The organism is Arthrobacter sp. HS15c, from assembly GCF_040812005.1.
In the GTDB taxonomy this organism is placed as follows: domain Bacteria; phylum Actinomycetota; class Actinomycetes; order Actinomycetales; family Micrococcaceae; genus Arthrobacter.
Genome location: NZ_JBFOHM010000005.1, coordinates 366422 through 384103, shown reverse-complemented (window position 1 = coordinate 384103; position 17682 = coordinate 366422). Strand labels below are relative to the sequence as shown.

Annotated in this window: 13 protein-coding genes; 6 read left to right on the top strand and 7 right to left on the bottom strand. The window is 67.4% G+C overall.

What is annotated here, in order from left to right:
* Positions 1-3 precede the first annotated feature (3 nt).
* From ABV518_RS10680 to ABV518_RS10660, 5 genes are all read right to left on the bottom strand, one after another.
* Positions 4-2841, bottom strand: coding sequence for a molybdopterin-dependent oxidoreductase (locus tag ABV518_RS10680; RefSeq protein ID WP_367767026.1), 2838 nt, complete (start codon positions 2839-2841; stop codon positions 4-6).
* Between the two features lie 2 nt (positions 2842-2843).
* On the bottom strand, positions 2844-3779 hold the full coding sequence (locus ABV518_RS10675; RefSeq protein ID WP_367767025.1) for a xanthine dehydrogenase family protein subunit M: 936 nt from the start codon (positions 3777-3779) through the stop codon (positions 2844-2846).
* Positions 3770-5002 carry an XdhC family protein gene (locus ABV518_RS10670; RefSeq protein WP_367767024.1) on the bottom strand — a complete coding sequence of 411 codons (1233 nt, stop codon included), beginning with the start codon at positions 5000-5002 and terminating at the stop codon, positions 3770-3772. The genes ABV518_RS10675 and ABV518_RS10670 overlap by 10 nt, the downstream gene beginning before the upstream one ends.
* A 110-nt stretch (positions 5003-5112) precedes the next feature.
* On the bottom strand, positions 5113-6660 hold the full coding sequence (locus ABV518_RS10665; RefSeq protein ID WP_367767023.1) for an NCS2 family permease: 1548 nt from the start codon (positions 6658-6660) through the stop codon (positions 5113-5115).
* Between the two features lie 15 nt (positions 6661-6675).
* Positions 6676-7170, bottom strand: coding sequence for a nucleoside deaminase (locus tag ABV518_RS10660; RefSeq protein ID WP_367767022.1), 495 nt, complete (start codon positions 7168-7170; stop codon positions 6676-6678).
* Positions 7171-7565: 395 nt separating this feature from the next.
* On the opposite strand from ABV518_RS10660, the gene ABV518_RS10655 reads away from it, so the two are divergent.
* On the top strand, positions 7566-8939 hold the full coding sequence (locus ABV518_RS10655) for an 8-oxoguanine deaminase (protein WP_367767021.1): 1374 nt from the start codon (positions 7566-7568) through the stop codon (positions 8937-8939).
* A 45-nt stretch (positions 8940-8984) separates the two neighbouring features.
* Complete coding sequence (gene ligD, locus ABV518_RS10650) at positions 8985-10229, top strand: non-homologous end-joining DNA ligase (protein ID WP_367767020.1); 1245 nt, start codon at positions 8985-8987, stop codon at positions 10227-10229.
* 123 nt (positions 10230-10352) lie between these two features.
* Here ligD and ABV518_RS10645 read toward each other — a convergent pair whose 3' ends face one another.
* Positions 10353-10541 (bottom strand): hypothetical protein, encoded by a 189-nt coding sequence (locus ABV518_RS10645; RefSeq protein ID WP_367767019.1) that lies wholly within the window; start codon positions 10539-10541, stop codon positions 10353-10355.
* Between the two features lie 361 nt (positions 10542-10902).
* Here ABV518_RS10645 and pucL point away from each other — a divergent pair, with 361 nt between their 5' ends.
* Together pucL and ABV518_RS10635 are read left to right on the top strand one after the other, a co-directional pair.
* Positions 10903-11811, top strand: coding sequence for a factor-independent urate hydroxylase (gene pucL, locus ABV518_RS10640; RefSeq protein ID WP_367767017.1), 909 nt, complete (start codon positions 10903-10905; stop codon positions 11809-11811).
* A gap of 156 nt (positions 11812-11967) precedes the next feature.
* Positions 11968-13473, top strand: coding sequence for a nucleobase:cation symporter-2 family protein (locus tag ABV518_RS10635; protein ID WP_367767016.1), 1506 nt, complete (start codon positions 11968-11970; stop codon positions 13471-13473).
* Positions 13474-13623: 150 nt separating this feature from the next.
* Here ABV518_RS10635 and ABV518_RS10630 read toward each other — a convergent pair whose 3' ends face one another.
* Entirely contained in the window at positions 13624-14379 is a 756-nt protein-coding gene (locus ABV518_RS10630) for an IclR family transcriptional regulator (RefSeq protein ID WP_367767014.1), read from the bottom strand.
* A gap of 209 nt (positions 14380-14588) precedes the next feature.
* On the opposite strand from ABV518_RS10630, the gene ABV518_RS10625 reads away from it, so the two are divergent.
* Together ABV518_RS10625 and aceB are read left to right on the top strand one after the other, a co-directional pair.
* Positions 14589-16055 carry an NAD-dependent malic enzyme gene (locus ABV518_RS10625; protein ID WP_367767013.1) on the top strand — a complete coding sequence of 489 codons (1467 nt, stop codon included), beginning with the start codon at positions 14589-14591 and terminating at the stop codon, positions 16053-16055.
* Positions 16056-16080: 25 nt separating this feature from the next.
* Positions 16081-17679 (top strand): malate synthase A, encoded by a 1599-nt coding sequence (aceB, locus tag ABV518_RS10620; RefSeq protein WP_367767012.1) that lies wholly within the window; start codon positions 16081-16083, stop codon positions 17677-17679.
* The last annotated feature ends 3 nt before the right edge of the window (positions 17680-17682 follow it).

Here is a 17682-nt window from a genome sequence, read left to right as displayed (position 1 = left end):
CGACTATATGGCCTCCTTCAGCTCGGGGACGGCGGACGCGGCGGCCGACTTGAGCCCGAGGTAGATCTTGTCCCGCGCGATGGGCAGCGATGCGAAGCGCACTCCGGTGGCGTTCCGGATGGCGTTCGCGAGGGCGGGAGCCACCGGGTTGAAGGGGCTTTCGCTCATCGACTTGGCGCCGAGCGGTCCCAGTTTGTCGTTGGTGTCGGCGAAGTAGACCTCGCTCCGTGGCACGTCGGCGAAGGTGGGGATGTGGTACTGGCGCAGGATGTCCGTGGTGACCCGGCCGGCGTCGTCCACCACCACCTCCTCGTACAGCGCCGCACCCAGGGCCTGCGCGATCCCGCCCTCGATCTGGCCGCGGCATTGCCGCGGATTGACCACCACGCCGGCGTCGGCGGCCTGGACGCTCTGCAGGATCCGCAGCTCGCCCGTGCCGCGGTTCACCGCGACACGGAACCCGTGCACGTTGAACGCCACGGACCGCGGCGTGCCGCCCCAGCGGCCTTCGGCGGAAAGTTCGACGCCGGCTTCCGCGGCTTCCTGGGCCAGTTCCGCCAGCGGCACGGGCGTTCCCTCGCACACCACAGTGTCGCCGTCGAGGACGCAGCCGGAGGACTGGACCTGCCGGATCCCGGCCGCGAACGCCCGGATCCGGACGGCCAGTTCCTCCGCGGCCGCAAGGGTCGCCTTCCCGGCCACCACCGTGCCCGCCGAACCGAACGCGCCGGTGTCGTGCTCGATCAGGTCCGTGTCCGACTGCCGCACGGCAACCCGCGCGGCCTCCGTGGACAGCGCAGTGGCGGCAAGCTGGGCGTGCACCGTGGTGGTGCCGTTGCCGAACTCGGCCGTACCGACGTCGGCCTGGTACGTTCCGTCCGGCAGGAGCCGGACCTTCGAATGGGCGAAATGCCCGCGCGGCGGCACCGTGTCGATCATCGACAGTGCAGTGCCCTCACCCGTGACCCAGTCCGGGCCGAGCTGATCCAGCCCCGCCTTGCGGTATCGCTCGGCGCCGCGGTCGAGGGCGTCCCGGACCAGGCGTGTGCACTGGTCCAGGCCGTAGCTGCCGTAGTGGACGTCCTCCTCCGGCTCGGGGTGGGTGGAGAGCATGTCGTCGCCTTCGCGCACCATGTTCCGGCGGCGGAACTCCAGCGGATCCATCCCGATCCCGATGGCCAGCTCATCCATGGCGGATTCGATCGCGAAGATCATCTGGCTCAGGCCGTAGCCGCGGAAGGCGCCTGACGGAACGGTGTTGGTGTAGACCGCCTGGGCGTCGACTTTTTTGTTGTCGCATTTGTAGACGGCCAGGGACTCGCCGCAGCCGTGGAACATCACGCCCGGGCCGTGGTTGCCGTACGCGCCAGTGTTGGTCAGGACGTCCAGTTTCAGGGCGGTCAGCCGGCCGTCGGCGCTGGCCCCGACCTTGAGCTTGATGGTGAACGGGTGCCGGGTGGTGGTGGCGGTGAACTGCTCCGTACGGGTGAGCTCGAGCTGCACGGGCCGGCCCAGCTTCAGAGCGGCGAGCGCCACGATGTCCTCCGTCAGCACCTCCTGCTTGCCGCCGAAACCTCCGCCCACCCGGCCGGCCACCACGTGGACCTGCTCCTCGGGCAGCCCGAAGACCCGGCACAGCGTGCGGCGGACCAGGAACGGGACCTGGCTGGACGTGCGGACCTGCAGCCGGCCGTCACTGTCCACCGAAGCGATCGAGGCATGCGTCTCCAGTGCCACGTGCTGGACCCGCTGCGTCTGATACGTCTGCTCATGGACGAAGCTCGCGGCCGCGAAGCCCTCCTCCACGCTGCCCAGTTCCGAGTGGAGTTCGGCCACGACGTTCCGCTCCGGCCGGGCGATCCGTGCAGCGTGGGCGTCCTTCTCCCCGTGGAGCGTGGGCGCACCGGCGCGGATGGCGTCCTGCGGGGTGAACACGGCGTCGAGGACTTTGTACTCCACGGCGAGCGCCCGGACACCGGCTTCGGCAGCCTGCACGGATTCGGCAACCACGGCGGCGACCCGCTGCCCGCGGAACCGCACCACGTTGTCCAGCACCCTGGTGTCGTCGGGATCGTCCGTGTACAGCTCATGCTGGGCCGTGGAAAACAGTTGCACGGGGGCATCCTCGTGCGTAAAAACGGCCACGACCCCGGGGACTTTCAGTGCTGCCTGGGTGTTGATGCTGAGGACGCGGGCGTGGGCGTGCGGTGAGCGCAGGAGCTTCAGGTGCAGCAGCCCGGGCAGCTGGTCTGCGGGAACGTCCAGGGTGTAGCGGGCGGCGCCCGTGACGATGGCACGGCTGGCGGGGGCGGGGACGTCGTCGCCCATCCCGCCGGGCCGCGGTTCGGGCTGGCCTTCGCCCGCGATTCCGGAACCCGGTCCGGCGGGGTCCGGGTGGCCGGCGTGCCCGCAGACGGCGTCCTCGATGGCGCGGTAGCCCGTACAGCGGCACAGGTTGCCTTTGAGGTTGCGGGGCAGGTTCTCCTTTTGTTCTCCAGTGAACGTTGCAGCGGTCATCAGCATGCCTGCGGTACAGAAGCCGCACTGGAAGCCCTGCCGCTCCAGGAACTGCTGCTGGACCGGGTGCAGTTCCCCGCCCGCGGCGCCGGACGTCCCGGCCAGTCCTTCGATGGTGGTGACGGCGCGGCCCTCGGCCCGGACGGCCGGATAGATGCAGCTGTGCACCGGAGTGCCGTCCACGTGCACGGTGCAGGCACCGCAGTCGCCGCCGTCGCAGCCCTTCTTAACGCCGAGGTTCCCCTGCTCCCGCAGGAACGTCCGCAGGCACTGCCCTGGGCGCGGCCCGGCTTCCGCCGGAATGCCGTTGATCTCGATGGCCATGCTCAGGCCCCTTCCTGCTGTGTGTGCTGCCGCGATGCCGGCGAACTGCGCCCCTGCGGCGGCCAGAAGTCGCCGGACACATCCGCGTCCGGCGCCCCTCCTGGCGCGGCGAGCTCGGCGCGGATCTCCTCCGCGAGGCGGTACGTCATGTCCCGCCGCCAGGCCGGCAGCCCGTGGATGTCGTTGTGGTAGAGGTTGTGCGGAATGGCGTCGTCCAGCGCTGCGGCCAGCTCCGTTGCTTCCGGCAGGTGCCGGAAGCGCAGCTGCACGGGCCGTTTGGTCGCTGCGGTGACGGTCAGGACCAGGGACGTGCCGCCGTCGAGCCTTCCAATGAGCAGGACGCCGGAGCGCCCCAGGTTGCTCAGCGACAGGCGGCGGAACGCCACCCGGGAGGCAAGGGCCGACGCCGGGAGGTGGATACTGCGCAGCAGCTCCCCGGGTGCCAGGCAGTTTGTCCCGTCCCCGGTGACGAAGTCGGCCACAGGCACGGTGCGGGTGGTGCCGCCGGGACCCAGGATGGTGGCCACGGCGTCGAGCCCGGCGCACAGGGAGGTCATCGGTCCTGCCGGGAGTGCCGTGCAGATGTTCCCGCCCACCGTCGACATGTTCCAGACCTTGAAGGACGCCACGAAGGAGTCGCAGCTGGGCCGGAAGAGGTCCATCGCGGGCCAGTCCCGGACAGCCAGGTCCGGCGACTCCGGCAGCGCGTAGAGTTCCGCGACCGTGCAGGTGGCGGCCAGCTCGATGCCGGCGTCGGTTACGGCGACGGAGGTCCAGCCGGCGGAGCCCAGGTCCAGGAGGCGCTTGAGCGGTTCGGGCCCGAAGGCATAGCTGCCGTAGGAGAAGAGGACGGTGCCGCCGGCCAGCCAGGCGTCGCCGTCGCGCCAGTCGGCAGGGTCCGTGGTGCGGACCACCGCCTCGATGGTGTTCATGTCCATGCGATCTCCTGCTGGCTGAGGGTAGTGGGCGCCGGCTGTGACGCGGGCGCGTGAATGGGTCCGGAGGTTTCACGCAGCGGCGTGCACGAGGACTTCCGGCTGCGGGAAGCGATGAGCTCGGCGGTGACGGATACGGCCACTTCGGCCGGGGTCACGGCGCCAAGGTCCAGCCCGATCGGCGAGTGGAGCTGCGCGATCTTTTCGGGCCGCACGCCGATGTTGAGGAGGTCATCCACCCGCTGGAGGTGGCTGCGGCGCGACCCCATGGCGCCGACGTAGGCAAGGTCCAGGGCCAGCGCGGACTCCAGGAGCGGGATGTCGAACTTGGGGTCGTGGCTCAGGACGCAGACGACGGTGCGCCGGTCGAGCCGGCCCTCGGCGGCTTCTGCCGCGAGGTACCGGTGCGGCCAGGCCGTGACGACGTCGTCGGCGCAGGCGAAGCGGGCCTGGCCGGCGAAGGCGGGACGGGCGTCCACCAGGGTGACCCGGTAGCCCAGCAGTTTGGCGGCAGGGACCATTGCTGCGCCGAAGTCATTCGCGCCGAACACGAGCATGCGGGGCGGGGCGAGCCGCGTCTCCACCAGGAGGGTGACGGGTTGGCGCGCTTCGTCCGGCGCTGCCGCATCGGGACCGGTGGGGCACGTGCCCGGGGCGGCCATCGTGACTACGCCGGAGCCGCCGCCGCGCAGGAACGACTCGAGCTGTGCCACACCGGTGTGGGCCACACCAGTCTGGTCTCCGCCTGCGTCCAGCAGCGCGGCGGCTTCCCGGGACCCCGCCACGCTGAACGTGGCCGGGTCCGGAATGACGACGGCGCCGCTGCCGCCGGCATCCAGCCGGCGGACCAGTGCCACGGGCTCCCCCGGCCGGACGGTGGCCAGCCGGACCAAGGCATCGCGCAGGCTGTGGCCGGCGGGCTCGATGTGGATCCCGAGTTCACCGCCGCAGGTGAGTCCGGCGGCGAAGGCGTCCGCGGCACTGTAGCCGAAGGTCCCGTGGCGGGTGCCGCCGTCGTGCATTGCCTCGAGGGCGAGCGCCACCACGGCGCCTTCCACACAACCGCCGGACAGGCTGCCCAGGACGGCCCCGGACCCGGCGACCAGCATGGACGTGCCCACCGGCCGCGGCACCGAACCGGTCGCCGCAACAACGGTGGCCACGGCATACCGCTCTCCGGCCACGGCAGGCGGCCAGGAACTGAGCGAAGGTATCAGGTCCAGCATGGCGGCACTCCTTCTTCCGGCGCGGCGGTGGTTTCCATATTGTCGTTCCTATCGGGGGCCGGACCAAGCACCGGTCCGGCGGTTGTGCAGTGAAATGCGCTGCGCCGCGGTCAGGCGCCCAGCAGCAGGTTGATCGGTCCGCGGGCGAAGTACACCAGGAAGCCGGCACTGACCACCCACATGAGCGGATGGATCTTCTTTGCCTTCCCGGACGCCGCCCCAATGATCGCCCAGGACACAAAGCCCACGCCGATGCCGTTGGCGATCGAGTAGCTCAGCGGCATGGTGACGATGGTGAGGAAGGCCGGCAGGGCGACAGAGAACTTGCTGAACTTGATCTCGCGGATCTGCGCCATCATCATCGCGCCCACCACCACCAGGGCAGCGGCGGCCACTTCCAGCGGGACAACGCTGGTCAGCGGAGTGAGGAACATGGAGCCCAGGAACAGGACGCCGGTGACCACCGATGCCAGGCCGGTGCGGGCGCCTTCGCCGATCCCGGCCGCGGAGTCGATATAGACGGTGTTGGAGGAGCCTGACGTTGCGCCGCCTGCCACGGCCCCGAAGCCTTCGACGATGAAGGCTGCCTTGAGCCGCGGGAAGGTGCCGTCCTTGTGGGCCACTCCGGCGCTCTTGGCCAGGCCCGTCATGGTGCCCATCGCGTCGAAGAAGTTGGTGAAGACCAGGGTGAACACCAGCATGGTGGCGGCGAGCCCGCCGATCCGGCCGAACGCGCCGAACATGTCGAACTGTCCCACCAGGCCCAGGTCCGGGGCGGAGACGAGCTGGCCGGAGAGGACCGGGGTGTTCAGGTGCCAGCCGCCGGGGTTGGTGGCGCTGGCCGGGCCGATCTTGAGGAAGGCTTCGACGACGGCGGCCAGTACTGTGGTGGCCACGATGCCGATCAGCAGGCCGCCCTGGACTTTGCGGGCCACGAGGATGCCCATGGCCAGCAGGCCCACCACAAACACCAGGGTGGGGATGGAGGTGATGGAGCCGCCGTCGCCCAGTTGGACGGGCGGGCCGGCCACCGTGGCACGGATGAAGCCGGAGTCCACAAAGCCGATGAAGGCGATGAACAGGCCGATACCCACCGTGATGGCGGCTTTAAGTTCCTTGGGGACGGCCCGGAAGATGGCCGTGCGGGCTCCGGTGATGCCGAACAGGACGATCAGGATGCCGTTGATGACCACCAGCCCCATGGCCTCGGCCCAGGTGACTTCCTGGATGACCGAGACGGCGAGGAAGGAGTTGATGCCCAGCCCGGCGGCCAGGCCGAACGGGAGGTTGGCGACGAGGCCGAACAGGATGGTCATCACGCCGGCCGTCAGGCCGGTGACTGCTCCCACCTGGGCGGCGGAGAGCCAGCCGCCCGCGACGTCGGTGGGGGCGTTGTCGGCCGCGAACCCGCCCAGGATCAGCGGGTTCAGGATCACGATGTAGGCCATAGTGAAGAAGGTGACCAGGCCGCCGCGGAACTCGCGGGCGATGGTTGAGCCACGTTCGGTGATCTGGAAGAAGCGGTCCAGGGCTTTCGACGCCGGCGGCTTGGGGCTGCTGGGCCCTTGCGTTGGGGCGGGTGCAACTGCAGTGTGTGCCGCAGTGCGGGCGGGCTTCGGAGCCGAATGCTCCTCGTGGGAATGATCCAGGATGGTCATGTCTGCCACCGGGCCCTAGTAGTCAATCCTGGATTCGAGCGTGTTCCAGGTGTTGAACGGCTCCAGCGGCGTGGGTGCCTGGGGATCGTCCAGCGTGAGCTTGGCCACCGGCATCAGGGAATCCCTGTCCCGGTTCTCGAAGTACTCGTAGAAGACGGCGTCATCGAAACCGACGGAGGCGGCATCGTGGCGGTCGGCGGCGAAGACGACCCGCTGGACGCGGGCCCAGAGTGCGGACGCCAGGCACATGGGGCATGGCTCGCAGCTGGTGTAAAGGACGGCGCCGGTGAGATCGAACGTTCCCAGTTCCCGGCAGGCGGTGCGGATCGCGGTGACCTCGGCGTGCGCGGTGGGATCATTGTCGGCGGTGACGCGGTTGACGCCGTCGAACGTCTGGCCATCAGCCGTGACGATCATGGCCCCGAACGGGCCCCCGCTGTTCAGGACGTTGGCCGTGGCCAACTGGATGGATCGGGCCAAATACTGTTCGGCCGTGACGGTGGTACTCATGATGCGACTCCCTTTGCTTGGAAGCCGGTATCCCGTTGCGGGACCAGTAGAACCAGATGCGACGGTTACCAGGCTTCAGCATGTGCTGTGAAGGTTAAGTTGCGCCTGGTAGATAGCTTCCCGAAGTCCGGGTGCCCGCCTTTGGCAAGATTGAGATTAGCACCGTGATGTGGCCTGCGCCATAGTTTTCTGGAATTTTAATTTCGCAATGTGAAATCCATGTTTCGTGGCTTTCACGCCCGGCAGTCACATTTGGCGGCCATTGACGGGCTGCCCGCGGCGCCCCTACGCTGATCCCCAGCCGCCACTGCCTGCAGCCGCGGCCACCTGGATCAGCAGACAGGGCTTCACTGAGCTGGCATCGCCATATTGACCCTTCCAGCCAAAGGATTCCCATGAACACTATCCCTGCCGCCGGCGCACCTTCCCGCCTCTGGATCAGGAACCCGCAGGCCGCCTTCACCGCCAACGCACTGGACGCCTCGGGCGGCCTGGTGGTCAGCGGAGGCGTCATCGTCGAGGTCCTTGCCGCAGGCCAGCAGCCTTCGGCGCCATGCCAGGAGACGTTCGACGCCGGCAACCACGTCCTGCTGCCGGGCCTGATCAACACACACCACCACTTCTACCAGACCCTTACCCGCGCCTGGGGTCCGGTGGCGAACGCCCCGCTCTTCCCGTGGTTGCAGAACCTCTACCCGGTGTGGGCGCGGCTCACGCCCAAGGACCTGGAACTGGCCACCACCGTTGCGCTGGCCGAACTCCTGCTCTCCGGCTGTACCACCGCGGCCGACCACCACTACCTTTTCCCGGACGGCCTCGAACACGCCATCGACGTGGAGGTGGACGTGGTCCGCCGGCTCGGGATGCGCGCCACCCTGACGCGCGGCTCCATGACCCTGGGAACGGACGACGGCGGCCTGCCGCCGCAGTCGACGGTGCAGGCTCCGGAAGTGGTGCTGGCGGACAGCGAACGGCTGATCGGCCAGTACCACGAACGCGGCGATGACGCGGTGATCCAGATAGCCCTGGCCCCCTGCTCACCGTTCTCGGTGACCAAGGAGATCATGGCCGAAAGCGCCCTGCTGGCTGAGCGGCTGGACGTCCGGCTGCACACCCACCTGGCCGAGACCCTGGACGAGGAGGATTTCTGCCGGGAGATGTTCGGCCTGCGCACCGTCGATTACCTGGACAGCGTGGGCTGGCTGACGGACCGCACCTGGCTGGGCCACGGCATCCACTTCAGCGACGCCGAGATCGCCCGGCTGGGAGCCGCGGGCACCGGCGTCGCGCATTGCCCCACCTCGAACATGAGGCTGGCATCCGGCACAGCGCGCGTCCTGGAACTGGAGGACACGGGAGTTCCCGTGGGGCTGGGAGTGGACGGATCGGCGTCGAACGACGCGTCCAACATGATCCTGGAGGCCCGGCAGGCACTGTACCTGCAGCGGCTCCGCTACGGGGCCGACGTGCCGGTGGAGCGGGCGCTTGGCTGGGCGACCCGCGGCTCTGCGGCCGTCCTGGGCCGGGCCGGACTGGGGCAGCTGGCGCCGGGGATGCAGGCGGACCTAGCCCTGTTCCGGCTGGACGACCTGCGCTTCTCGGGCAGCCACGACCCCATCGCCGCACTGCTGCTGTGCGCTGCGGACCGGGCCGACCGGGTCATGGTGGGCGGCGAATGGCGGGTAGTGGACGGGCAGATTCCGGGACTGGACATCGCCGGGCTCATCGCGGAGCACTCCGCCGCGGCACGCCGGCTGGTGAACGGCTGAACGAGGCCACTGTTGCGGCCCGTTAGGCACTGCTAGCGTGGCCGCATGAGCCCGTCCAAGACTCCGGCCGAGATCCTCACCATCGACGGCACCGAGGTGCGCATCTCGAGTCCGGACAAGGTGGTGTTCCCCGGGCCCGGGCTGACCAAGCTCGACCTGGTGGGCTACTACCTCGCCGTCGCGGATGGTGCGCTGCGAGGTGCCGGCGGCCGGCCCATGGTGCTCAAGCGCTTCCCGAAGGGCATCGATGCCGAGCCGTTCTTCCAGAAGCGGGTGCCCGAAAACCACCCCGACTTCATTGACACAACGACGCTGCACTACGCGTCGGGGACGTCGGCCGAGGAGGCCGTCATCCGGGATGCTGCGGGCCTGGCTTGGGTGGTGAACCTTGGCTGCCTCGACCTCAACCCGCATCCCGTACGCGCCGAGGACCTCGAACACCCCGACGAACTCCGGGTGGACCTCGATCCGATGCCGGGAGTCAGCTGGTCACAGATCGTCGACGTCGCGTATGTCGCGCGGGAGGTGCTCGACGACGTCGGGCTGGCGGGGTGGCCAAAGACGAGCGGATCACGGGGACTCCACATCCTGGTGCGCATCGCCCCGCAATGGTCGTACCGCGACGTGCGGCTCGCCGCCGAGACCCTCGCCCGCGAAGTCGAAAACCGCGCTCCCGGCCTCGCCACCGCGCGGTGGTGGAAGGAGGAGCGCGGCGAGAGTGTGTTCGTCGACTTCAACCAGAACGCAAAGGACCGCACAGTGGCATCCGCGTACTCGATCCGGGCCCTGCCGGATGCCCGGGTCTCGACGCCGCTCACCTGGGACGAGGTCCGCTCCACGCGGCCGGAACAGTTCACGGTGCGCACCGTGCCCGGGCGCTTCGCCGATATTGGCGACCCGCACGCCGGGATCGACGACGCGGTGGGCTCACTTGATGGGCTCCTGGCACTCGCGGCGAAACTCGGCCCTGCCGAGAAGCCGCCCCGCGGCGGCGACGGTTCCGGCCGCCGGCAGTCGGTGATGCCGCTGATCGAGGTGGCCCGCACCAGGACCAAACCGGAGGCGCTCGCGGCGCTCGACGAATGGAAGACCCGGCATGCCGGCGTCGTACCGGCCCTGCACCCCGCCGACGTACTCGTGGACGGAATGCGCGGATCGAGCTCGCTCTGGTACCGGGTGCGGGTGAACCTGCAGCACGTCCCCGAAGCGGACCGCCCGCCGCAGGATGAGCTCATCGCAGACTACGACCCCTGGGCCGGCAGGGAGTGGCCGGGGCGGCCGGGGTCCTGACGCCGGCGACGCGCGAAGTGCCCGGCGACGCGGAAAAAGCCTGTCGACGCACCAAATGACTGTCGACACCCGTATATGGGTATCGACAGGCATTTTGCGGGTCGACAGCGTGGATGCGCGTCGTCAGGAACGCTGCCCGCCGAAGCCGGGCAGGGCATGGACCCAGCGCGAGAAGCGGCCCGGGACGTGCTCCCGGTCTGCGGGCAGGTAGAAGTCCGGATCCGTTCCGCCTCCGAGGGGGAGGTAGAACTCCTGGACTGAGGGTGCCGCCGTCTGTGCCGGTGCAACCGGCGTTGTGTCCTGCTGGTACATCTGATCCTCCTCCGAGGTGGTTGGTGACGCTTCACGGATTCCGCAAAGTGGAAAATAACTTTTGCTATGTGAAATAGCGTAGACGGCCATCTCCCGGTTCGTCAATGGTCTGGAGCGCAGTCAGTCACAAACTGATTTTTCAGATTGTGATGTACACCACCGCACGGCTGGGCTATTCTGGGAACCAACTCGTGGCGCAAGTCACGTAACCTGGGAGCAGCAGGCAGGGTCGTAATGAGCTGGCATCAATCGATGTCGGCTCATTTTTTGTTGGGCCGACGGTACTAGAAACGCGCGGGAAACGCGCGCTTAATTTCTATGTGGGACCTTGTCCCGCATACCTGAAGTTGGGAATCTGACCATGAGCAGCAACATCATCCTCGGCCACAACCAGTACGGAAAGGCCGAAGTCCGGGTCGTCAAGATCACCCGCGACACCGACCGCCACGAGATCGAAGACCTGAACGTCACCTCGCAGCTGCGCGGCGATTTCGAGGCCGCACACCTCGAGGGCGACAACGCCCATGTGGTGGCCACTGACACCCAGAAAAACACCATCTACGCGTTTGCCCGTGCAGGCGTCGGCTCCCCGGAGGCCTTCCTCCTGCGCCTCGGCGAGCACTTCACCTCCAGCTTCGACTGGGTCACCGGCGGCCGCTGGGAAGCCGAGTCCTACAGCTGGGACCGGATCCAGGCCCACGGCAGCGAACACGACCACTCGTTCGTCCGCAACGGCCAGGAGGTCCGCACCGCCGTCCTGGTCCGGGACGGGGCAGCAACCCACCTGATCTCCGGGCTCAAGGACCTCACCGTCCTGAAGTCCACCCAGTCCGGCTTTGTGGGCTACCCCAAGGACAAATACACCACCCTCCCGGAAACCACGGACCGCATCCTGGCCACCGACGTTTCCGCCCGCTGGCGCTTCAAGACCGGGACAGACTTCAGCACCCTGGACTTCAACAAGAGCTACGAGGACATCAAGGGCCTCCTGCTCGAAGGCTTCACCGAGAAGTACTCCCACGCCCTGCAGCAGACGCTGTTCGACATGGGCACCAAGGTCCTGGAAGCCCACGCCGAGATCGACGAGATCAAGTTCTCCATGCCCAACAAGCACCACTTCCTGGTGGACCTCTCGCCGTTCGGCCTCGACAACCCCAACGAGGTCTTCTTCGCGGCCGACCGCCCGTACGGCCTGATCGAGGCTACGGTCCAGCGCGACGATGCCACCCCGGCGGACATCGCCTGGTCCGGCATCGCCGGCTTCTGCTAGGCCAAACGGTGATTGAGCCTGTCGAAATCCGAGGGTCTCGACAGGCTCGACCACCGGTGATCGAGCCCGTTGAAATCCGCCGGGCACGTCCCCCACACCTTTAGCCAGACCACGTTAGCCAGACAAAGACGTCTGCCATGAACCAGAAAGTCTGCCGTGAACCTTAAGAAGAAGTCCCCCAAGCCGGCCGCCAAGACCGGCCGCCAGCCCTCTGACCGTCCCGAAGACCAGCGCCTCTCCATTGGCAGCAGCTTCGCCTACGGTTTCCAGCACGTCCTCACCATGTACGGCGGCATCATCGCCCCGCCGCTGATCATCGGCGCCGCAGCCGGCATGTCCTCCCAGGACATCGGCCTGCTCATCGCCGCCTGCCTCTTTGTGGGCGGCCTGGCCACCATTCTCCAGACCGTGGGCATCCCGTTCTTCGGCTCAAAACTGCCGCTCGTCCAGGGCGTCTCCTTCGCCGGCGTCTCCACCATGGTGGCCATCGTCCACGGCGGCGGAGGCATCCAGTCCGTCTTCGGCTCGGTGATCGTTGCCTCGCTGATCGGCCTGGCCATCACGCCGCTGTTCTCCAAGATCATCCGGTTCTTCCCGCCGGTGGTCACGGGCACCGTCATCACCACCATCGGCCTGACGCTGATGCCGGTGGCAGCCAACTGGGCCATGGGCGGCAACAGCAAGGCACCGAACTACGGCAGCATGGCCAACATCGGCCTGGCCGCGGCGACCATGGGCATCGTGCTGCTGCTCAGCAAGGTGGGCAGTGCCACCATCTCGCGGCTGTCCATTCTGCTGGCCATGATCATCGGCACGGCCATCGCGTTCGTCACCGGCATGGCCGATTTCTCCAAGGTGGGACAGGGCGAAATCGTCGCTTTCCCCACGCCGTTCGCCTTCGGCCCGCCCACGTTCCACATCGCGGCCATCATCTCCATGCTGATCGTCATCCTGGTCACCCTGACCGAGACCTCGGCGGACATCATCGCCGTGGGCGAGATCGTGGGGACCAAGGTTGATTCCCGGCGCATCGGCGACGGCCTGCGCGCAGACATGCTCTCCAGCGCCATCTCGCCGCTCTTCGGTTCCTTTACGCAGAGCGCCTTTGCCCAGAACGTTGGTCTGGTGGCCATCACCGGCATCAAGAGCCGCTTTGTGGTGTCCGCCGGCGGCGTCATCCTGGTGGTCCTCGGACTGCTGCCCGTGCTGGGCCGCGTGGTCGCAGCGGTGCCGACGCCTGTCCTCGGCGGTGCCGGCGTCGTACTCTTTGGAACGGTAGCCGCGAGCGGCATCCGCACGCTGTCCAAGGTTGAGTACCGGAACAACATGAACCTGATCATTGTGGCGGCGTCCATCGGCTTCGGCATGATCCCCATCGCCGCGCCGGCCTTCTACGACCAGTTCCCGTCCTGGTTCAGCACCATCTTCCACTCCGGCATCAGCTCCGCGGCGGTGATGGCCATCGTGCTGAACCTGCTCTTCAACCACCTGAAGGCAGGGAACTCGGAGAACCAGTCGGTGTTTGTGGCGGGCACCGGACGCGTGGTCCGCGAGGAGGACCTCAAGTGCCTGGCCGACGGCGACCGCTACGAAGGCGGCAAACTGATCGACTGCAACGGCAAGGAAGTCCCGGTGGAGTCGTCGTCGAATTCTGACCACTAACCACCACCAACAACAGCGCGAACTGGCAGCAGATGCCCTCAAATGTGGATTTTGAGGGTATTAGCTGCCAGTTCGCGCTGGTTGTGGTGGGGGAAAGCACGACGGCGGGACGCAGCGGTGTGCGTGGGTTGGGGTCAGTTGCGGGTGGGGTCAGTTGCGGTTGAGCTCGTCCGAGATCGCCTGGGCTGCCTCGCGCAGCATCGGGACGGCGCGTTCACCGAAGGACTGGTCCACGCGGGATACCGGACCGGACACGGATATGGCCGTTGGCGTCGGGGCGTTAGGCACGGCCATGGCGAAGCAGCGTACGCCCAGCTCCTGCTCTTCCTCATCGATGGAGTAGCCGCGTTCCCGGATCCTGCCCAGGTCTGCCAGCAGCGACTCGATGTCACCAATGCTCTTGGACGTGGGAGTGGGCATGCCGGTGCGGGCCACGATGCCGCGGACCACCTCGTCGTCGAGCTGGGCCAGGATGGCCTTGCCCACGCCGGTGTCGTGGGTGTGGGCGCGTCGGCCAACTTCGGTGAACATGCGCATGGAGTGCAGGGACGGGACCTGGGCCACGTAGATGACCATGTCGGAGTCGAGCACCGCCATGTTGGAGGTCTCCCCCAGCCGGTCCACCAGGGTCTTCAGCTGCGGCCGGGCCACGGCGCCCAGCTGCTTGTTGGCGCCTTCGCCGAGCCGGATGAGCCGGGGCCCCAGCGCATACCGGCGATTGGGCAGCTGGCGGATGTACCCCAGTGTGACCAGGGTTCGCAGCAGCCGGTGGATGGTGGGAAGCGGCAGATCTGTGGAGGACGAGAGTTCGCTGAGCGTTACTTCTCCGCCGGCATCCGTGATCAGTTCCAAGAGTTCGAAGACGCGCTCTACGGACTGCACGCCTCCCGAGGCTTTGTCAGCCATGTACCAGTCTCCTGAGGACTCGATTTCCGACAACTCTTATCCGCATCGTGAAAAGAATTGCCCTAGAACTCCCAAGATACATCACGGCCACACGCCAGTCGACGAACCATACAGGCTTGTATTTCCACAAAGTAGATAATAATATCCATAATACGAAAACATTTAGATCAGCAACGAGCCCGGCTACGGGCCTAACAGGAGGACATTCAATGGCGAACCCGAGCCCCGGAAATTCGATCACCCTGCGCGTGGAAGCACCGTCAAGCTTCTCCGCAACCAGCGAACTGGCCGCAGCCGTCGGAGCAGCCGGCGCGGCCATCACCGCCCTGGACGTCACCGAGTCCCACCACGAAACCCTGGTTGTGGACGTCACCTGCAACACCACCGACGACGAACACGCCGCCCGCGTCAAGGACGCCCTCAACGCGCTCGACGGCGTCAAAGTCCAGCATGTCTCCGACCGCACCTTCCTGATGCACCTCGGCGGCAAGCTTGAGGTCGTTCCGAAAGTAGCCCTGCGCAACCGCGACGACCTGTCCCGCGCCTACACGCCCGGTGTCGCCCGCGTCTGCCTAGCCATCGCCGAGGACCCGGCCGCTGCCCGGAACCTCACCGTCAAGCGGAACACCATCGCCGTGCTCACCGACGGCTCCGCCGTGCTGGGCCTGGGCAACATCGGCCCCGCCGCGGCCCTGCCTGTCATGGAGGGCAAGGCCGCCCTGTTCAAGCAGTTCGCCAACGTGGACGCCTGGCCGGTCTGCCTGGACACCCAGGACACCGAGGAAATCATCATGATCGCCAAGGCCATGGCCCCGGTCTACGGCGGCATCAACCTTGAGGACATCGCGGCCCCGCGCTGTTTCGAAATCGAGAAGCGCCTCCGCGACGAACTCGACATCCCGGTGTTCCACGACGACCAGCACGGCACGGCCATCGTCACCCTGGCCGCCCTGGTCAACGCGCTCCGCGTCGTTGGCAAGAAGCTCGATGAGGTCCGCATTGTGGTTTCAGGCGTCGGCGCTGCCGGCTCCGCCATCATCCAGCTCCTCAAGGCCCAGGGCGCCCGGCACATCGTTGCCGCCGGCCGTTCCGGCGCCATCCACTCGGGCGAGACGTACAACGACGAACACCGCGCCTGGATCGCCGCCAACACCAACGAGGAAGGCTTCTCCGGCACCCTGCACGAGGCCCTCAAGGGAGCGGACGTGTTCATCGGCGTCAGCGCCCCGCACGTGATCGGCGAGGAACAGGTTGCCTCGATGGCCGACAAGGCGATCGTCTTTGCCATGGCCAACCCGACACCGGAAATCGATCCCACCATCGCGTCCAAGTACGCGGCCGTAGTGGCCACCGGGCGCAGCGACTTTCCCAACCAGATCAACAACGTCCTGGCGTTCCCCGGTTTCTTCCGCGGGCTACTGGACGCCGGCGCGTCCGACATCACGCCCGAGATGCTGGTGGCCGCCGCTGAGGCTATCGCCAACCGGGTGGCTGATGATGAACTGAATGCCAGTTACATTATCCCCAGCGTCTTCGATCCCCACGTCGCCTCCGACGTCGCTTCCGCCGTAGCAGCGGCAGCGCACGCGGCGGCGGCAACCGCAGCAGCCAGCACGGCCACGGATGCAGCAGGGGCTTCGGCTGACACTGAAGCCGCCGCCTTCGCCAACGCCTGATTCGCAGCCAACGAAAGGACCAGAAATGGCCATCACAGTCACAGACCCCCGGCCGATCGAACGCGCGGAGGAGATCCTTACCCCCAAGGCGCTGGCGTTCCTGGAGGAACTCCACAAACGCTTCGCCGGCACCCGCAACGAGCTGCTCGCCGCCCGCGGCGTCAAGCGCCAGCGGGTAGCGGACACCGGCAAGCTGGACTTCCTGCCGGAAACCCAGGACGTGCGCGACGGCGACTGGAAAGTTGCGGAGGCCCCTGCGGCCCTGCAGGACCGCCGCGTTGAGATGACCGGCCCGGCGAGCCCGGCCAAGATGGCGATCAACGCCCTGAACTCCGGCGCCAAGGTGTGGCTGGCCGACCTTGAGGACGCCAGCACACCCACCTGGGGCAACGTCATCGACTCCATCCTCAACCTCCGTGACGCCGCCCAGGGAACCCTGAGCTACACCTCCGCCGAAGGCAAGGAATACAAGCTCCGCACCGACGCGCCGCTGGCCGTTGTGGTAGCCCGCCCGCGCGGCTGGCACATGCCGGAAAAGCACCTGCTGATCGACGGCGAACCTGCCGTGGGTGCGCTGGTGGACTTCGGCCTGCACTTCTACCACGTGGCCAAGCAGCTGGTCCTCAACGGCCACGGCCCGTACTACTACCTGCCCAAGATGGAAAGCCACCTCGAGGCCCGGCTTTGGAACGACGTCTTCGTCTTCGCCCAGGACTTCCTGGGCCTGGGCCAGGGCACGGTCCGCGCCACGGTGCTGATCGAGACCATCCCGGCGGCCTTCGAGATGGACGAGATCCTCTACGAGCTGCGGGACCACGCCTCAGGCTTGAACGCCGGCCGCTGGGACTACCTGTTCAGCATCATCAAGTACTTCCGCGACGCCGGGGAGGAGTTTGTCCTTCCGGACCGCGCCTCGGTGGTCATGACCGCCCCGTTCATGCGCGCCTACACCGAGCTGCTGGTGAAGACCTGCCACCAGCGCGGCGCCTTCGCCATGGGCGGCATGGCAGCGGTCATCCCCAACCGCAGGCACCCCGAGGTCACCGAAGCGGCCTTCGCCAAGGTCCGCGCTGACAAGACCCGTGAGGCCAACGACGGGTTCGACGGCTCCTGGGTCGCCCACCCGGACCTCGTCCCCACCTGCCGCGAGGTCTTCGACGCCGTCCTGGGCGAGCGCCCCAACCAGCTGGACAAGCAGCGGCCCGAGGTTTCGGTCACCGCTGACCAGCTGCTGGACATCGCTTCCGCGGAAGGCCAGGTCACCGAAGGCGGGCTGCGCCTGAACCTGTACGTCGCCGTCGCCTACACCGCGGTGTGGCTGTCGGGCAACGGTGCCGTGGCCATCCACAACCTGATGGAGGACGCCGCCACGGCGGAAATCTCCCGCTCGCAGGTGTGGCAGCAGATCCGCAACAAGTCAGTCCTCGCCGACACCGGAAACACGGTCACCCGGGAACTGGTGGAGCGGATCCTGGGTGAGGAAACGGAGCGGCTCCGCACCGAGTTCGGTGACGAGGCCTTCCGCCGTTACTACAAGCCGGCCAGCGACCTGATCGCTGACATCTGCCTGTCCGAGGACTACACGGACTTCCTCACCACCCCGGCCTACGAACTGGTGGGCTGAGCG

What these genes read in the sequence shown, in the direction of transcription:
- ABV518_RS10680 (WP_367767026.1), bottom strand. Translation starts at nt 2,841, where the DNA reads ATGGCCATCGAGATCAACGGCATTCCGGCGGAAGCCGGGCCGCGCCCA.
- ABV518_RS10675 (WP_367767025.1), bottom strand. Translation starts at nt 3,779, where the DNA reads ATGGACATGAACACCATCGAGGCGGTGGTCCGCACCACGGACCCTGCC.
- ABV518_RS10670 (WP_367767024.1), bottom strand. Translation starts at nt 5,002, where the DNA reads ATGCTGGACCTGATACCTTCGCTCAGTTCCTGGCCGCCTGCCGTGGCC.
- ABV518_RS10665 (WP_367767023.1), bottom strand. Translation starts at nt 6,660, where the DNA reads ATGACCATCCTGGATCATTCCCACGAGGAGCATTCGGCTCCGAAGCCC.
- ABV518_RS10660 (WP_367767022.1), bottom strand. Translation starts at nt 7,170, where the DNA reads ATGAGTACCACCGTCACGGCCGAACAGTATTTGGCCCGATCCATCCAG.
- ABV518_RS10655 (WP_367767021.1), top strand. Translation starts at nt 7,566, where the DNA reads ATGAACACTATCCCTGCCGCCGGCGCACCTTCCCGCCTCTGGATCAGG.
- ligD (WP_367767020.1), top strand. Translation starts at nt 8,985, where the DNA reads ATGAGCCCGTCCAAGACTCCGGCCGAGATCCTCACCATCGACGGCACC.
- ABV518_RS10645 (WP_367767019.1), bottom strand. Translation starts at nt 10,541, where the DNA reads ATGTACCAGCAGGACACAACGCCGGTTGCACCGGCACAGACGGCGGCA.
- pucL (WP_367767017.1), top strand. Translation starts at nt 10,903, where the DNA reads ATGAGCAGCAACATCATCCTCGGCCACAACCAGTACGGAAAGGCCGAA.
- ABV518_RS10630 (WP_367767014.1), bottom strand. Translation starts at nt 14,379, where the DNA reads ATGGCTGACAAAGCCTCGGGAGGCGTGCAGTCCGTAGAGCGCGTCTTC.
- ABV518_RS10625 (WP_367767013.1), top strand. Translation starts at nt 14,589, where the DNA reads ATGGCGAACCCGAGCCCCGGAAATTCGATCACCCTGCGCGTGGAAGCA.
- aceB (WP_367767012.1), top strand. Translation starts at nt 16,081, where the DNA reads ATGGCCATCACAGTCACAGACCCCCGGCCGATCGAACGCGCGGAGGAG.